We start from the raw sequence: 14,254 nt of genomic DNA on the forward strand, positions 1-14,254 counted from the left end.
ATCTAATCACCCATCGCTTTTTTGGCTTTTTTTGAAGACTTGCGGAAAAAGCCCTTGACCTTTTCCAAGGGTTTTTCCTGCTCGAGTTTCTCGAATTCCCTGAGCAATTCTTCCTGCCGCCTGGAAATCCGGGTGGGAGTGAGCACCTTGACCTCGACCAAAAGATCACCTTTCTGCCCGGTGTTCAGATAGGGAATACCCATGGATTTGAGACGGAGCACAGTCCCGCTCTGGGTTCCCTTGGGAATCTCCATGGGAACCGGATCATCCAGCGTGGGGACCTCGATGCGAACCCCCAGGGCAGCCTGAACAAAGGAAATTTCCGCCGAGGTAATCAGATCCTGACCCTGACGCTGGAAAACCTTGTCCTCCTCTACATAGATGACCACGTAGAGGTCTCCATGGGGACCGCCGTTGGCTCCCGGCTCGCCCTCGCCACGCAGACGCAGACGGCTGCCGTTGTCCACGCCGGCAGGGATGCGAACACTCAGCTCCTTGTTCACACGTATCTGTCCCAGCCCCCGGCATTTGGAACAGGGATGGGTGATGGTCTCCCCGCGACCGTGACATACAGGACAGGCCACTGCGATCCTGAAAAAACCCTGACTTTGATACACCTGCCCCTGGCCGTTACAATGCTTACAGGTTTCAGGCGAGGTTCCGGGTTCCGCACCGGTTCCAGAACACTGCTCGCAGGTTTCCTTTTTTGGAATCCTGAGTTTGGCCTCCATTCCCTTGGCGGCATCCCTGAAAGAAATAGTCAGATTGTAGCGCAGGTCCGCACCTGCCTGGGGACGAGGGCCTCTGCCTCCACCACCAAACCCGAAAATATCGCCGAAAATATCGCCAAAGGCACTGAAAACATCTTCTGTGGAGTGAAAGCCCTCAAAGCCATTGCCGCCAAGTCCGGCATGACCGAATTGATCATACCGCTGCCGCTTGCCTTCGTCGCGCAAAACTTCGTAGGCCTCGGCCGCTTCCTTGAACATGACCTCGGCTTCGGGGTCATCAGGATTGCGGTCGGGATGATACTTCATGGCCAGCTTGCGGTACGCTCTTTTTATCTCGTCCCCGGCTGCATCTCTACCGACTCCGAGGACCTCATAATAATCCCTCTTGGACATGGATTCCCTTCCTGGTCCTTATTCCTTTTCAGATTCAGCAATCGTGGCAGGACGAACCTTGCCTGCGGCTATCTCTCGCAGGGCCGTGACCACTTCTTTATTGTTACATTCGACCAATGGTTTGTATCCTTCACGATATTGCTTGACCCGTTCAATGGCCAACTGGCAGACCATGAACCGATTATTCACCTTGGCAAGGCAATCTTCTACGGTAATTCTCGCCATGCGACCTCCATCTCGAAACAACAGACAGCCTCTTCGGGTCCACCCGTTGACGGGTGCCATCAAAGAGGCCATGCGGTTCCGATACGCTAACGTTATATATTGACGTGGGAAACGAAAAAAAATAGGGGGCAACGTTCCGATTGTCAATCAAAAATGAACATTCAGGACAAGGCAGGGTCGTGTCGTTTTTACCTCTCGACCGCTGCCGATGCCGCATCCACAGCCTGTGATATGAAGGCACGGATGTTTTCAGGGCTCAGTCCCGGCAAAAAAAGTGCCTCCTTGGGGCATGTCGCCTGACATACACCGCATCCCTTACACAGCTTGGGATGAACGAAAACAACCTTTTTGCCCGGCCGATTCCTGTTGGGCACGATCTCAAGGGCATTTGTAGGACAGGTGTCGATGCACATGGCACAGCCATCACAGCGATCACGGTCCACATGGATAACCTGGTCATGCGATGCAGCAGCAAACATCTCATCATTGACAAAAAATTTCATGACATTCTCCATGTGTAAAAGGATGATTTTCACCCCGGTGACTTCCTGAAACACTACCAACTAGTTGAAGCCTGGATCAGTAAAGGATGAAAAACGCTCTGCCAACCGCTTCGTGTCCGGGGTCCGTGAAAGGCACAGCCGGCAGAATCTGAATTGCACAGGTTGGATCCGGCGTACCTGCCTGCAGGCAGGCTCACAGAAAAAAACAACTCAACCGCGTAAAAAAATAACGAGACATGGCCAAATGTCAATGACCATGCCCAGACATTGCAATGATTAAACGCAGAAATCTCACATTTGCCCAGCGAACCTGTATCGGCAAAAGCGGCAAGCTCATTCAGCAAACCAACATGCTTTACAAGGGAGCGCGTGTCGGCGTGGCCGTTTCCGGCGGCAAAGACAGCTGGGTCATGCTCGAGGCCCTGCGCATGCGCCAAAGGATTCTCCCCTATCCATTCGAGATCATGGGACTGCACCTGAATCCGGGATTTGATCCCAGCGACCATGCCCCTCTGGCCGCCTGGCTGGCTGATCACAACATCCCTTCTCATATTGAGCTCACCGATTACGGTCCCCGCGCACATTCGCCGGAAAACCGCAAGAAATCGCCCTGTTTCTTTTGCTCCTGGTTCAGACGAAAACACCTCTTTGAACTATGTCGCCGCTACAGGCTCACCCACCTCGCTCTGGGCCATACCAGCGATGACCTGACCCAAACCTTTTTCATGAATCTGTTCAAGACCGGCAAGGTCTCAGGGCTCTCCCCCAGGGAACAATATTTTGACGGCCGACTCATGCTCATACGTCCCCTTCTTCTGATAGAGGAAAAAACCATTGCCACGGCCGCCCGCCAATGGAAATTCCCCGTGACCTCCACGTCATGTCCCTCCTCGCACACGAACCAGCGCAGTCAGACAAATTCCTGGCTACGGGATCTGACCGCCAAGGACCCGGTACTCAAAAAAAACATATACAACGGGCTGAGGCGGTGGCAGCTTGACGAAACCTTAAAGATTACCTAGCTATTCAAATTCATTGGTCGTTACCAACGCGTCACAACGTTCTATCATCGGTCATCCTGCACATCATCAAGGAAAGCCAAAGGCGATACCATGCTCGGGAACAACTACAAAATCGTTATCTTCAACGGGGCACGCGGCACATGCTGTCAACTCTCCTGTAACAAGTGGTTTCTCATGCTTGGACTCGTTCTCATTGCCGGTCTTGTCGGAAGCAATGCGTATTTTTACAAAAACTGGTCCGAGAGCCGACATTGCAAACGCGAGTTGTCACACGTGCTCAAAGAAAATCAGGAACAAAAAATTCAGCTGGCCAGCTTTAATGCCAAGTTCAACGAAATGTCCGGGGAATTCGCCCGACTGCAGGAATTCAACACCAAGATCAGGGTCATGGTCGATCTCGACCAGACCTCATTTGGCAACGACGTCAACAGCGTAGGTGGTCCCAGAACCAAAGACATTGACGACGATTTTCTCCCCCTCTACCGCACGGAACGTCTGGCCAGGCGAATGCATGCATTTGTCGAACAGCTCTCCACAGACGCCAAACTCGAAGAGCTTCGCCAGCAGGAGATCCTCTCTTTCATAAAAGAAAAAAAGGACATTCTCGCACGAACCCCCTCCATCTGGCCTACCACTGGCTGGGTCACATCCAACTTCGGTTACCGCAGATCTCCCTTTACCGGCCAACGTGAACTGCACAAGGGTCTGGATATCTCCGCACCCATGGGAACACCCATCTACGCCAGTGCCAGCGGCAAGGTCGTCAAGGTGGAAAGAGATCATGGATACGGAAAAAATATCATGGTCGATCACGGAAGCGGAATTGTCACCCGATATGCTCATTTGAACAACTATGCCGTCAAAAATGGTGAGCAGGTCAATCGCGGTCAGCTGATAGGCTATGTGGGCAATACCGGACGAAGCACGGGCCCTCACCTGCACTACGAAGTCCGTCTCAACGGCGTTCCGGTGAATCCCCTCCGTTACATCCTTGATTGATTGTCCTACACATCTCTTTTTCTGGTCCATGAATTGCTAGAGGCTATTCATGGACCTTTTTCATGTCGATCCCGCCCTTGTGCTGAGCTTTTTGCTCACCTTCTTCCGCATCAGTCTGCTCGTCTTTCTCCTGCCGTTTTTCGGGGGCGATGGTGTACCCATGCAGGCCAAGGGAGCCCTGTGTCTGCTTCTGAGTTTCGCCTTGTGGCCGGCCCTGTCCTTTTCCGGAATCACCTTTCCCGGCCACCCCTTTTCCATCGCATTGATGATCTTTTCCGAGATTCTTCTCGGACTGACCATTGGTCTGGTGATACGGTTCTTGTTCGCGGCCATCCAGACCGGGGGCATGCTCATCGGTTTTCAAATGGGCTTTTCCATGGTCAACGTGGTCGATCCGGACAGTGGCGTCTCCGAATCGGTCACATCACATTTTCTGTACATGGTCGGCCTGATGACCTTCTTGGCCATCAACGGCCATCTCTACCTCCTGCACGCGCTCTCGCTGAGCTTTAAATTCATCCCTCCAGGCGGTATGGTCATCACTCCACACATGTACAACGGGATTCTCTCCTTTTCAGGTCAAATTTTTGTCCTGGCCATCAAGATCGCCGCCCCGGTGATGGTGGCCATTTTTCTGGTGGACCTGTCACTTGCCCTTATCTCGCGCGCCGCCCCACAGATGAATGTTCTTATTGTTGGTTTTCCAGTCAAAATCAGCGTGGGATTTTTATTTTTGGGTATTCTTTTCAACATTGTCTCCATGCTTCTTGTCGATTTTGTGGCCACTATCGGGCCAACCTACCAGAGATTGCTTACCCCTTGACCACAGTCGCTCACCACGACAAAGCGGTTTTTCAACCTGAAAGCCGCACCCTGACAGGCTAACGCCATGCCCCAAAGCGACCCGAGCAAAACAGAAAAAGCCACTCCCAAGCGGAGAAAAAAGGCACGAAATGAAGGAAACGTTCCCAAAAGTCAGGAACTTTCCAAATCCGTGCTTTTGATCGGCGGCCTGCTCGCCCTGTATATAACCATCGGGTTTTATTACCAGCAGATGCGGATCCTCATGCATTGGTTTTTTGACCAGGGCATGCAGACCACATTCTCGCAGGATAATATCTACGAACTGCTCGTCTCCACGAGCAAATCCCTGGCCCTGATGATCGTTCCCACCATGCTCTTTTTGGCCCTGATCTCCTACCTGATCATGCGACTTCAGGTGGGCCGACTCTGGTCATCCAAGGTTCTCAAGCCAAAATTCAACAAATTCAACCTGCTCAAAGGGCTCAAACGCCTCTTTCTCGACATTCAAACCATTATCCGACTGCTCAAAAGCGTTCTTATGGCCGCAGCCGTTGCTGTTGCCCCCTATCTGGTGCTCAAAAGCGAATTCACCAAGCTCGCCCCCCTGTTCTACCAATCCCCCGAGGGCATTGCCATCTATATGCTCACAGTGGGGGCCAAGATGGCCATCTTTGCCCTGATTCCCATGACCATCATAGGTATCGGGGACCTCATCTACACCCGGTGGGATTACGAACAGAATCTGAAGATGACCAAGGATGAGGTAAAGGATGAACGGAAACAGGCGGAAGGTGATCCCAAGGTCAAGAATCAGCAGAAACAGAAGATGCTCGCTGTTTCCCAGCAGCGGATGATGCAAAAAGTACCTGAGGCCGATGTGGTCATCACCAACCCGACCCACCTGGCCCTGGCCATCAGATACAAGCCGACCGAGGCCCCGGCCCCCCTGATCCTTGCCAAGGGTGCGGACCGCGTGGCCCAGCGTATCAAGGAGATCGCCCGGGAGAACAACATCCCCATCAGGGAAAACAAACCCCTGGCACGTGCCTTGTATAAGAGTGTCGAGGTCGGGGACATGATCCCTGAAGAGATGTTCCAGGCAGTGGCTGCCATCCTCGCCCAGGTGTACAAAACCAAGAACCGCAGCTGATCAACCAGGTTCACAACCCCAGCTCCCGAAGCGTCAAATATATGGCAATATCGAGTTCCTCCTTCAAATTCGATTACGCAAAATTCGCCAAACAGGGTGATGTACTCCTGGCCGGCGGCGTTGTGGTCATCCTTTTCGTCATGCTCATCCCCATGCCGACGGTGGTTCTCGACGTTCTGCTGGCCTTCAACATTTCCTTTGCCCTGGTTATCCTTGTCACCTCGATGTTTTTGAAATCTCCCCTGGAGTTTTCCATCTTCCCGTCTCTCTTGCTGGTGACCACCCTGCTTCGTCTTGGTCTCAATATCGCCACGACAAGGGTTATCCTGCTCCACGGAAGCGAGGGAACAGCCGCGGCCGGAAAGGTCATCCAGGCCTTTGGACAATTCGTTGTCGGTGGTAATTACGTGGTCGGTGTGGTCATCTTTCTCATTCTTTTTGCCCTGAACAAGATGGTCATCACCAAGGGAACGACCCGCATCGCCGAGGTTGCGGCCCGGTTCACCCTGGATGCCATGCCCGGCAAACAGATGTCCATCGAGGCGGATCTCAATTCGGGTCTCATCACCGAAGAGGATGCCAAGAATCAGCGTAACGACATCCGCAGGGAGGCTGATTTCTACGGGGCCATGGATGGTGCCGGCAAGTTTGTCGAAGGTGATGTCATGGCCGGTATCCTCATAACCGCCATCAATATCATTGGCGGACTGTTCATTGGTGTCCTCCAGCAGGACCTCTCCTGGATGGATGCGGCCCAGACATATACCCTGTTGACCATTGGTGACGGTCTGGTCTCGACCATCCCCTCGATCATCATTTCCACCTCCGCCGGCATCATCGTCAGCCGGGCAGCCGCTGAGGCCAAAATGGGTGAAGAATTCCTCGCCCAGCTGACCTTCCAGCCCAGAGCACTCCGTCTGGTAGCCGCTGTTCTTCTGCTCTTTGCCATTGTTCCGGGCATGCCTACCCTGGCCTTTCTGGTTATCTCCTCTATCCTGTTTCTACTGGCCAAAGTCGGTCCGAATTCCGGTGCGGCCGAGGAAGCCGAGGCCACAGCCAAAGCAAAGGCCAAGCCGAGTCTCGACAGTCCCGAGGAAGTCAAGGCATTGCTGCCCCTGGATGTCATGGAACTTGAAGTGGGCTATGGACTCATTCCCCTCGTGGACGAGGAACAAAACGGCAATCTGCTCTCTCGGATCAGATCCATCCGTCGCCAGTTTGCCCTGGACATGGGTGTGATCATCCCCTCGCTCCACCTGCGAGACAATCTGGAATTAAAACCCGGAGAATATGCCCTGCTCATCAAGGGCAACCGCGTCGGACAGGCCGAAATCCTCATCGATCATCTTTTGGCCATGGATCCGGGCGATGCCAAGCACAAGATCAAGGGCGTGGAAACCCTTGAGCCGGCCTTCAATCTGCCAGCCGTCTGGGTGCCGGAAGCCCGCAAGGAAGAGGCCATGCTCGCCGGATATACCGTGGTCGATCCCTCAACGGTCATTGCCACCCATCTGACAGAGATTTTCCGACGCAACCTCCATGAATTTCTGGGTCGTCAGGAAGTCCAGAATCTTCTCGACAATCTCTCCCAGCGTTCACCCAAGGTGGTTGAGGAACTCGTTCCCGGAACGCTCAGTCTCGGGGCCGTGCAAAAGGTTCTGCAGAACCTGGTCCGTGAAAATATCTCCATCAGGGACATGCTGACCATTGCCGAGGCCCTGGCCGATTTCGGTCAGTCCATCAAGGATCCGGATCAGCTTACCGAGTTCGTTCGTCAACGCCTGTCCAGAACCATTGTCCGCCCGTACCTCGGCCAGCAGAACGGATCCCTTGCCATCATCAATCTCGGTCCGGACATTGAACAGGAGTTTCAGGCCAGCCTGCGTCAAACCGATCAGGGAACCTTTTTGGCCATGGATCCAGGCATGGCCCAAAAAATCATCAATGCCATCAACCAGGCAGCGGAAAAGGCCATGGTCGTCGACGGGCAGCCTGTCCTGCTTACAAGCCCCCAGACACGTCCGCATCTTGCCCAGCTGGTAACCAGATTCATCCCGACACTTCCGGTCATTTCCCAGGCGGAGATTCCCCCGGAAATCCGGCTGGAATCCCTTGCAACCGTGAGTCTGAAGAATGCACGTTAAAACCTACCAAGGCAAAACAACCAGCGAAGTCCTGGCCAGGGTCAAGCGGGATCTTGGTCCTGATGCTGTCATCCTGAGTTCGCAGACCAAAACCGTCAACGGCTGCAAACTCTGTGAAGTCATGGCCGCCCTCGAGCCTGATACCGACTCCCAGACGGGGAGTGTTTCCAGGTCCCAGGCTGATCAGCCTCCCTTTGACTGGCAGGCCATGCAAAAGGAATGGACAGAACTTCGCGAACAATGTTTGAGCGTCCTGCGACCCAAGATGGATCTGGATCAGCTCCCCTCCAAACAGCGTCAGGTCATCGAATATCTTGAAAAAGAAGGTGTTGCGTCCCATTGTCTTTTTACCATCTGGAAACGGCTCACGGAAAATGTCGATTGTTCGGCCCTGCAGATTCTTGGCGATATTTTGCAAATCGTCCCCTGGCATGACACCATCTATCGAAGCCGGGTCCACGCCTTTGCCGGCCCCTATGGATCCGGCAAGACAAGTACCATTCTCAGGTTGGCCCTTCGTTTGAAAAAAAAGGATCCCTCGGCACGCATCTGCATTGCCAACGGGGATCACTATCATGGCAAAGGACGACTTTTTCTCAAGCATTATGCCGATATTTCCGGCTTCTTTTATCGCGATCTCAAGACCGACACCGACTGGAAAGAGCTGGTTGGAAATACCAGCGAATACGACACCGTCCTGATCGATCTTCCCGGCCTGAACAATGATCAGACAATGGCCCAATGGATAGCGGCCGAATGCCCGGGTCTGCAAGACGCCATTCGCTTCCATCTCGTTCTCAGCCCATTATATGCAACAGCCCAGCAAAATATCTTTGTCAAACGATTTCGAATGCCGAACACCAGCAGCATCATCTGGACGAAGCTCGATGAAGCATGTACATACGGAGATCTCGTGAGTCAGAGTTATACCACGGGGTTGCCGGTCTCACTCCTGTCCTTTGGCCCAGGTCTTCGAAACACCCTTGCCGAGGCATCACACCTTGATGTCTGGCAGCTGCTCTTCAAGCACCAGCTTCCATCAAGCCGGTGATCACGACGCAGCAACCATCCTGGTCAAAAGTTTGTTTGCATTGTTGAAGTCACCACAATCCCTTGCAGCGACAGCCTCTAGCACACAACACATTCAAGGATTCCTGACATGAACGGCAACCTCCCCCTGGTATTTTCAGTGACCTCCGGCAAGGGCGGCGTCGGCAAAACCAATATCTCGGTCAACCTTGCCTATCAGCTCCACAAGCTCGGCAAACGGGTCATTCTTCTCGATGCGGATCTGGGGCTCGCCAATGTGGATGTTCTTCTGGGACTTGCTCCCAAGTACAATCTTTTCCATCTTTTCCACGAGCAACTCCCTCTTGAGAAAATTCTGTATACGACCACATACGGTTTTTCCATTCTCCCGGCAGCCTCAGGGGTCAGCTCCATGCTCTCACTTTCCACGGGGCAGAAGCTCGAGCTCCTCGAATCCATGGATTTTCTCGAGGACACCACTGATTTTCTCATTGTGGACACGGGAGCGGGAATCAATGATAATGTACTCTACTTCAACCTGGCCGTGCAGGAACGTCTTGTCGTCCTGACGCCTGAACCCACATCGCTTACTGACGCCTATGCCCTTATCAAGGTTTTAAAATTAAACCACGGCGTGGAACATTTTCGGATCATCTTGAACATGGTCAAAGACCAGAAAGAGGCCAAAAGCGTATTTGCCAAATTATACGAAGCCTGCGATCATTTTTTAAGCGGGGTCTCACTGGACTTTGTGGGGTATATTCCGTTCGACCCCCAGGTACGCAAGGCAGTTACCAACCAGATCCCCTTTTCCCGTTATGCCCCCAAATCCCAGGCAACGACTCACATTGCCCAGGCGGCCGAACGGATTGTTGGATGGAAACCTCCCCGGCAACTTGACGGCAACATCAAATTCTTCTGGAAAAAACTTCTTTTCAATGAATAGACCGTGGTTCATTCTTGAAGACAAAGGTATCTCTTTCAGCAGCCTCGATTCTGCGATCCAGCAAGAGATCGTTCGTGCCTATGGTGTCAAGATCAAGGCGCAGGCCCTTCGTCTCAAGGCAAAACTTCCAAACCACATAGAACTCGATGAGCTCATCAGTGCCGGTTCCCTCGGACTCATGGAGGCGCTCTACAAATACGATCCAAGCTCACAAAACCTCTTTGAAACCTATGCTGACACCCGTATCAAGGGGGCCATGCTCGACGAACTCCGCAAAATGGACTGGCTATCACGGGGGATGCGTCAAAAAATCAAAAAAATCGAATCCATCATCCAGAACTTTGAACAAACAAATGGAACCATTCCTTCCCATAAGAAACTCGCTTCCCTGACCGGATTTTCCCAAAAAGAGGTCGATCAGTGCATGGAAGCCCTTGAAAATCAATTTTGTCTGAATATCGATGCCCTCGAAGAAAAGACCCACTTCGACATCCTGAACGATCCTTTTGCCCAGCCCTTTGATCAGACCGCTGAAAACGAGATCATTGACAAATTGGCCCTACTCATTGAACAATTACCCGAAAGGGAAGTCCTTGTTCTCTCACTGTACTATGCCGAAGAGTTGAACATGCGCGAGGCCGCAAAAGTACTTGGTGTCACTGAAGGCAGGATTTCCCAGCTTCATTCCCAGGCGATCAAAAAGCTCAGACAAAAATTCACTGCACAACATGGCCAGCCCATCACCTAGCCGCCATGCAGCCCATCAACCTATTTCACGCTTCGTATCAAGGGAGTTCTACATGGCTACAGACACCAACATGCGCGTTCTTGTTGTCGATGATTTTTCCACCATGCGCCGGATCATCAAGAATATTCTCCGCCAACTCGGCTTCAACAATATTGTCGAAGCCGACGATGGTTCCACTGCATGGGATGTATTGAACAAAGACAAGATCGATTTTGTCATCAGCGACTGGAACATGCCGATCATGACCGGCATCGAATTTCTCAAAAAGGTCAGAGCCAGCGAGGAATTCAGCGATCTCCCCTTTCTCATGGTCACGGCAGAGGCTCAGCAGGAAAACATTATCGAGGCCGTGCAGGCCAAGGTATCCAACTATATCGTCAAACCCTTCACGGCGGAAACCCTGGGCCAAAAAATCGACAAGATCTTTGCCTGAGCCTATAACACACGTAACCCATCCTTTTTGCAAAGGAACCAGCTGACCATGTCTTTTTCGTCTCCCTCTCGGCCATGAAAGAGACATGGTAAAAAATCATGGCAGACGACAAGGAAGGCATTGGGCCGGAAGCTGAAAACCAGCCCCCAACAGCATCCGATGCGCAGGAAAAGGCATCCATTGACACGGGAACGGTTACGGCACCCTCCAACCGATCCCTGCAAAAAGTCGAGCTTGATCTCGATGATGCCGTGTTCCTTGACGATGAGGACGAAATTGAGGAGCCCCCTGCCGAGCCAGAAAAAAAAGAGCCGGTCGAAGAGGATAACCAGCCTTCTTTTTTCTGGAAGTACAAAAAATTTTTCCTTGCAGCCATTGTTCTCTTACTTGTCGGGAGCGCTCTCTTCTGGTGGCTCTTTGTCAAGCCCAAGCCGCTGGTCACCCCTCCCGAGCCTGCTCAGGAAAACGAGGCTGTTTCAGAGCCACCCGAAAAAGAATCTCCCGAGCTCACTGAACATGTCATGGCATTTGAACCCTTCTGGCTGGAATTCGAGGTCAACGGAACGTATCGATTTCTGACGTGCCGGTTTACCTTTCCGGTAGAAGGTGACCTTCTTAGAACCGAAGTGGATACCAAACGAATCATTATCCGCGATGCTGTGTACTATTATTTCAAGAACAAGGACATTGTCTTTCTGGGCAACACTGACAATGGCGACAGACTGAAAACCGACCTCCTTGAAATCATCAATCAATATCTTGGCAACGGACAGCTTGAAGAAATTCTGATCCAGGAATACAGGGTAGAGTGATATGGGAGCCTCCATCAACTTGCCGGTCATGCTCAATCAGGCACCGCACGTCCAGAAACTCCAGCATGCGGAGCAGTCACATCCCGCGACCCAGCAGGTATTTGCCGGGCAAGAGGCTGTGGAAAAGAGCAAACGCGAACAGAACCAGGTTCCCAAAACAGCTGAAAGTGAAGGGGGCCTGAGCGTCAAAAAAGAAAAAGACGGAAATAACAAGCAGTCTTTTTCAGAACATGGCGATCGTGAAAAACAAAACAGCAAAGAGGATGATACAGAACATGCATCCGGCAGCGGCAGGATCATCAATCTGACCGTCTGATGCGCCAAGCCGCAATTTGAGCTTTTAGGTTTTAAGTTTTAAGTTCAAGCGGTTATACAATTTTCTTGTTTTTTATGGCAGACTTTCACGAGTAAGGTACCAACAGCCCATCTCGTCAACCGGATACCCTCAAGGTTCTTCCGCTTTCATACGACTCATCTACCCCACGTGTCCGGACCCTCAAGGATTCCAATCATTTTGTATCACGATCTCATCAACAAGCATCTCAAGGCATAGGACATGTCATCCTTTCAATGGCTCATCATTCTTTCGGGCATTTTCGAGATCATTCTCATTTCGATCACTGTCTTTATCTTCTTCAAGCTCCGCAGGTCCCAATCCCTTATTCTGAAACTGCAGAACAAACAGGAAGAATTTCTCTCCCGGATTGATTTCAACGCCAAGCTCGAGCAGGAATTGGTCTCAAACTTTGAAGAACGCCAGAACCATTTGAGCCGGCTCGATGCCAGGCTGGAACGCAGGGCCAACACCCTGCAGGGTCTTCTCGAACAGGCCGATGCCTTTGCCAACTCCCCTGTCTTTCTCAAACAGACCATCCTTGCAGGGTACAGACGCGGACAATCCATTGAGGCCTTGGCCAGATCCACCGGGCTGAGCATCGACGAAGTGGAGGTCATTGTTGACCAGGAAGGCTAACCATGCGCATCCACGATCAGGGACGATCATTCACTCCTGGAGAGAACAACCCTGGATCAAACAGACAACAGGCCTTTCGAGCCGCCTATAAAATAGGCGATCTGCTCCTGGGAACCGTTGTCGAATACCTGACCCAAACCATGGCCTGGGTGACCATCGGCGAACTTCGCGTGCTTGCCGAGCTGACCAAAAAATATCCCCTGGGTTCTGAAATCTACCTCATTGTCACCTCCATGTATCCAGAGATCATTCTCCAGGAAGCTGATCAGGATGCCAAAAACCGGGCCACAGGGCTTCACATCATCGTCTGATCACGTTTCCCATCATGGCATCACTTTTTCCCATTACTCCTCAGAACCCGTGGCTTGCCCCCCTGGCCGGATTTTCCGATCTCCCCTTCCGGCTCTTGTGCCGGGAGCAAGGGGCACAGGTTGCCTGTACGGAAATGATCAGTGCCAAAGGGTTGGTATTTGACAGCAAGGGAACCAGGGATCTTCTGGCCACCTGTCCCCAGGATTCGCCACTGGTAGTCCAGCTCTTTGGCTCGGAACCGGAATACATTGCCAAGGCCATGGACATCCTTCTGGCACAGGGATTTCGATATTTTGACTTGAACAGCGGATGTTCGGTCAAAAAAGTGGTCAAGACAGGAAGCGGGGCCGCTTTGCTCAAGACCCCTGATCTGCTCACGGAAATTGTCCGGATCATGGCTGAAAAGGCCGGTACAAACCGGGTCGGGGTCAAGATCCGTCTGGGATGGCAGGCAGACACGCCTGTCTACCTGGATGTTGCACCCAAACTGGAACAGGCCGGGGCCGCATGGATCACCCTGCATCCTCGCTTTGCCAAACAAGGCTTTTCAGGTCGGGCCGATTGGAACTGTCTTGCCAGACTCAAACAGCGGGTATCCGTTCCAATCATTGCCAGTGGAGACCTGCTCCATGCCGAGGATGGCCTTGCCTGCATTGAATCAACCGGGGTGGATACGATCATGTTTGCCCGAGGTGCCCTCAACGATCCGGCCATCTTCAACCGCTTTCACGCCCTTTTTTCGGGTCACCTTCCGGAACCGAAGAGCGCAACACAGCTCGTGACCACCATCAAACGGTTCATGGAGCTCAGCACCACCTACGGCAACGAGGCCAGGGCTCTTTTGCGCATGCGCACCCTGGCCCCCCGGTTTGTCCGCGATTTACCAGGATCGAAATCCGCCAGAGGCTACCTGGCCGGCTGCCGCACCTGGGAGGATTTTGCCAAGGGAATCGAAGAATTGGGATAAAACAAAGGAGACAGGAGACGGGAGACGGGAGAAGGACAGAGAAACGACGTTTGATTCATTCCG

17 protein-coding genes are annotated in these 14,254 nt (G+C 52.4%); 14 read left to right on the forward strand and 3 right to left on the reverse strand.

From position 1 onward, the window contains the following. Window positions 1-2: 2 nt before the first annotated feature. The 3 genes from dnaJ to ACTVJH_RS04615 all read right to left on the reverse strand — a co-directional run bounded on the left by dnaJ (window position 3) and on the right by ACTVJH_RS04615 (window position 1,852). Window positions 3-1,124, reverse strand: a complete 1,122-nt coding sequence (gene dnaJ / locus ACTVJH_RS04605) for a molecular chaperone DnaJ (RefSeq protein WP_455987941.1) — start codon at window positions 1,122-1,124, stop codon at window positions 3-5. A gap of 18 nt (window positions 1,125-1,142) precedes the next feature. Further along, window positions 1,143-1,349 carry a DNA-directed RNA polymerase subunit omega gene (rpoZ, locus tag ACTVJH_RS04610; RefSeq protein ID WP_455987943.1) on the reverse strand — a complete coding sequence of 69 codons (207 nt, stop codon included), beginning with the start codon at window positions 1,347-1,349 and terminating at the stop codon, window positions 1,143-1,145. Window positions 1,350-1,537: 188 nt separating this feature from the next. Continuing rightward, entirely contained in the window at window positions 1,538-1,852 is a 315-nt protein-coding gene (locus ACTVJH_RS04615) for a 4Fe-4S binding protein (RefSeq protein WP_455987945.1), read from the reverse strand. A 272-nt stretch (window positions 1,853-2,124) separates the two neighbouring features. On the opposite strand from ACTVJH_RS04615, the gene ACTVJH_RS04620 reads away from it, so the two are divergent. The 14 genes from ACTVJH_RS04620 (at window position 2,125) to ACTVJH_RS04685 (ending at window position 14,191) form a co-directional block, all read left to right on the forward strand. After that, window positions 2,125-2,874, forward strand: a complete 750-nt coding sequence (locus tag ACTVJH_RS04620) for a tRNA lysidine(34) synthetase (protein WP_455987947.1) — start codon at window positions 2,125-2,127, stop codon at window positions 2,872-2,874. Between the two features lie 90 nt (window positions 2,875-2,964). Beyond that, window positions 2,965-3,873 (forward strand): M23 family metallopeptidase, encoded by a 909-nt coding sequence (locus tag ACTVJH_RS04625; protein WP_455987949.1) that lies wholly within the window; start codon window positions 2,965-2,967, stop codon window positions 3,871-3,873. Between the two features lie 49 nt (window positions 3,874-3,922). Next, entirely contained in the window at window positions 3,923-4,696 is a 774-nt protein-coding gene (gene fliR / locus ACTVJH_RS04630) for a flagellar biosynthetic protein FliR (RefSeq protein WP_455987951.1), read from the forward strand. Between the two features lie 66 nt (window positions 4,697-4,762). Beyond that, window positions 4,763-5,827, forward strand: a complete 1,065-nt coding sequence (flhB, locus tag ACTVJH_RS04635; protein WP_455987953.1) for a flagellar biosynthesis protein FlhB — start codon at window positions 4,763-4,765, stop codon at window positions 5,825-5,827. Window positions 5,828-5,868: 41 nt separating this feature from the next. After that, the gene (gene flhA, locus ACTVJH_RS04640; protein ID WP_455987955.1) at window positions 5,869-7,971 is read left to right on the forward strand and encodes a flagellar biosynthesis protein FlhA; all 2,103 of its coding nucleotides are present in this window, start codon (window positions 5,869-5,871) and stop codon (window positions 7,969-7,971) included. Next, on the forward strand, window positions 7,961-9,022 hold the full coding sequence (locus ACTVJH_RS04645) for a flagellar biosynthesis protein FlhF (RefSeq protein WP_455987957.1): 1,062 nt from the start codon (window positions 7,961-7,963) through the stop codon (window positions 9,020-9,022). Before flhA ends, ACTVJH_RS04645 begins: the two co-directional genes overlap by 11 nt. 108 nt (window positions 9,023-9,130) lie before the next feature. Continuing rightward, a complete protein-coding gene (locus ACTVJH_RS04650) occupies window positions 9,131-9,946 on the forward strand; it encodes a MinD/ParA family protein (RefSeq protein ID WP_455987959.1) in 816 nt (271 codons plus the stop codon). Continuing rightward, on the forward strand, window positions 9,939-10,694 hold the full coding sequence (locus ACTVJH_RS04655) for a FliA/WhiG family RNA polymerase sigma factor (protein ID WP_455987961.1): 756 nt from the start codon (window positions 9,939-9,941) through the stop codon (window positions 10,692-10,694). The genes ACTVJH_RS04650 and ACTVJH_RS04655 overlap by 8 nt, the downstream gene beginning before the upstream one ends. Window positions 10,695-10,746: 52 nt before the next feature. Beyond that, window positions 10,747-11,127, forward strand: coding sequence for a chemotaxis response regulator CheY (locus ACTVJH_RS04660; protein WP_455987963.1), 381 nt, complete (start codon window positions 10,747-10,749; stop codon window positions 11,125-11,127). A gap of 98 nt (window positions 11,128-11,225) precedes the next feature. Further along, the gene (locus ACTVJH_RS04665) at window positions 11,226-11,939 is read left to right on the forward strand and encodes a flagellar basal body-associated FliL family protein (protein ID WP_455987965.1); all 714 of its coding nucleotides are present in this window, start codon (window positions 11,226-11,228) and stop codon (window positions 11,937-11,939) included. 1 nt (window position 11,940) lies between these two features. After that, on the forward strand, window positions 11,941-12,255 hold the full coding sequence (locus ACTVJH_RS04670; protein WP_455987967.1) for a hypothetical protein: 315 nt from the start codon (window positions 11,941-11,943) through the stop codon (window positions 12,253-12,255). Window positions 12,256-12,495: 240 nt separating this feature from the next. After that, window positions 12,496-12,912: a hypothetical protein gene (locus tag ACTVJH_RS04675; protein ID WP_455987969.1), complete on the forward strand. Its 417-nt coding sequence runs from the start codon at window positions 12,496-12,498 to the stop codon at window positions 12,910-12,912. A gap of 2 nt (window positions 12,913-12,914) precedes the next feature. Further along, window positions 12,915-13,223: a hypothetical protein gene (locus ACTVJH_RS04680; RefSeq protein WP_455987971.1), complete on the forward strand. Its 309-nt coding sequence runs from the start codon at window positions 12,915-12,917 to the stop codon at window positions 13,221-13,223. 14 nt (window positions 13,224-13,237) lie between these two features. Then, window positions 13,238-14,191 (forward strand): tRNA dihydrouridine synthase, encoded by a 954-nt coding sequence (locus tag ACTVJH_RS04685; RefSeq protein WP_455987972.1) that lies wholly within the window; start codon window positions 13,238-13,240, stop codon window positions 14,189-14,191. Window positions 14,192-14,254: the final 63 nt, after the last annotated feature.

It is taken from the genome of Desulfoplanes sp. PS50, assembly GCF_053851535.1.

Excerpts from the sequence above, each read along its gene's own strand:
- dnaJ (WP_455987941.1), bottom strand. The coding sequence starts at position 1,124 with ATGTCCAAGAGGGATTATTATGAGGTCCTCGGAGTCGGTAGAGATGCA.
- rpoZ (WP_455987943.1), bottom strand. The coding sequence starts at position 1,349 with ATGGCGAGAATTACCGTAGAAGATTGCCTTGCCAAGGTGAATAATCGG.
- ACTVJH_RS04615 (WP_455987945.1), bottom strand. The coding sequence starts at position 1,852 with ATGAAATTTTTTGTCAATGATGAGATGTTTGCTGCTGCATCGCATGAC.
- ACTVJH_RS04620 (WP_455987947.1), top strand. The coding sequence starts at position 2,125 with ATGATTAAACGCAGAAATCTCACATTTGCCCAGCGAACCTGTATCGGC.
- ACTVJH_RS04625 (WP_455987949.1), top strand. The coding sequence starts at position 2,965 with ATGCTCGGGAACAACTACAAAATCGTTATCTTCAACGGGGCACGCGGC.
- fliR (WP_455987951.1), top strand. The coding sequence starts at position 3,923 with ATGGACCTTTTTCATGTCGATCCCGCCCTTGTGCTGAGCTTTTTGCTC.
- flhB (WP_455987953.1), top strand. The coding sequence starts at position 4,763 with ATGCCCCAAAGCGACCCGAGCAAAACAGAAAAAGCCACTCCCAAGCGG.
- flhA (WP_455987955.1), top strand. The coding sequence starts at position 5,869 with ATGGCAATATCGAGTTCCTCCTTCAAATTCGATTACGCAAAATTCGCC.
- ACTVJH_RS04645 (WP_455987957.1), top strand. The coding sequence starts at position 7,961 with ATGCACGTTAAAACCTACCAAGGCAAAACAACCAGCGAAGTCCTGGCC.
- ACTVJH_RS04650 (WP_455987959.1), top strand. The coding sequence starts at position 9,131 with ATGAACGGCAACCTCCCCCTGGTATTTTCAGTGACCTCCGGCAAGGGC.
- ACTVJH_RS04655 (WP_455987961.1), top strand. The coding sequence starts at position 9,939 with ATGAATAGACCGTGGTTCATTCTTGAAGACAAAGGTATCTCTTTCAGC.
- ACTVJH_RS04660 (WP_455987963.1), top strand. The coding sequence starts at position 10,747 with ATGGCTACAGACACCAACATGCGCGTTCTTGTTGTCGATGATTTTTCC.
- ACTVJH_RS04665 (WP_455987965.1), top strand. The coding sequence starts at position 11,226 with ATGGCAGACGACAAGGAAGGCATTGGGCCGGAAGCTGAAAACCAGCCC.
- ACTVJH_RS04670 (WP_455987967.1), top strand. The coding sequence starts at position 11,941 with ATGGGAGCCTCCATCAACTTGCCGGTCATGCTCAATCAGGCACCGCAC.
- ACTVJH_RS04675 (WP_455987969.1), top strand. The coding sequence starts at position 12,496 with ATGTCATCCTTTCAATGGCTCATCATTCTTTCGGGCATTTTCGAGATC.
- ACTVJH_RS04680 (WP_455987971.1), top strand. The coding sequence starts at position 12,915 with ATGCGCATCCACGATCAGGGACGATCATTCACTCCTGGAGAGAACAAC.
- ACTVJH_RS04685 (WP_455987972.1), top strand. The coding sequence starts at position 13,238 with ATGGCATCACTTTTTCCCATTACTCCTCAGAACCCGTGGCTTGCCCCC.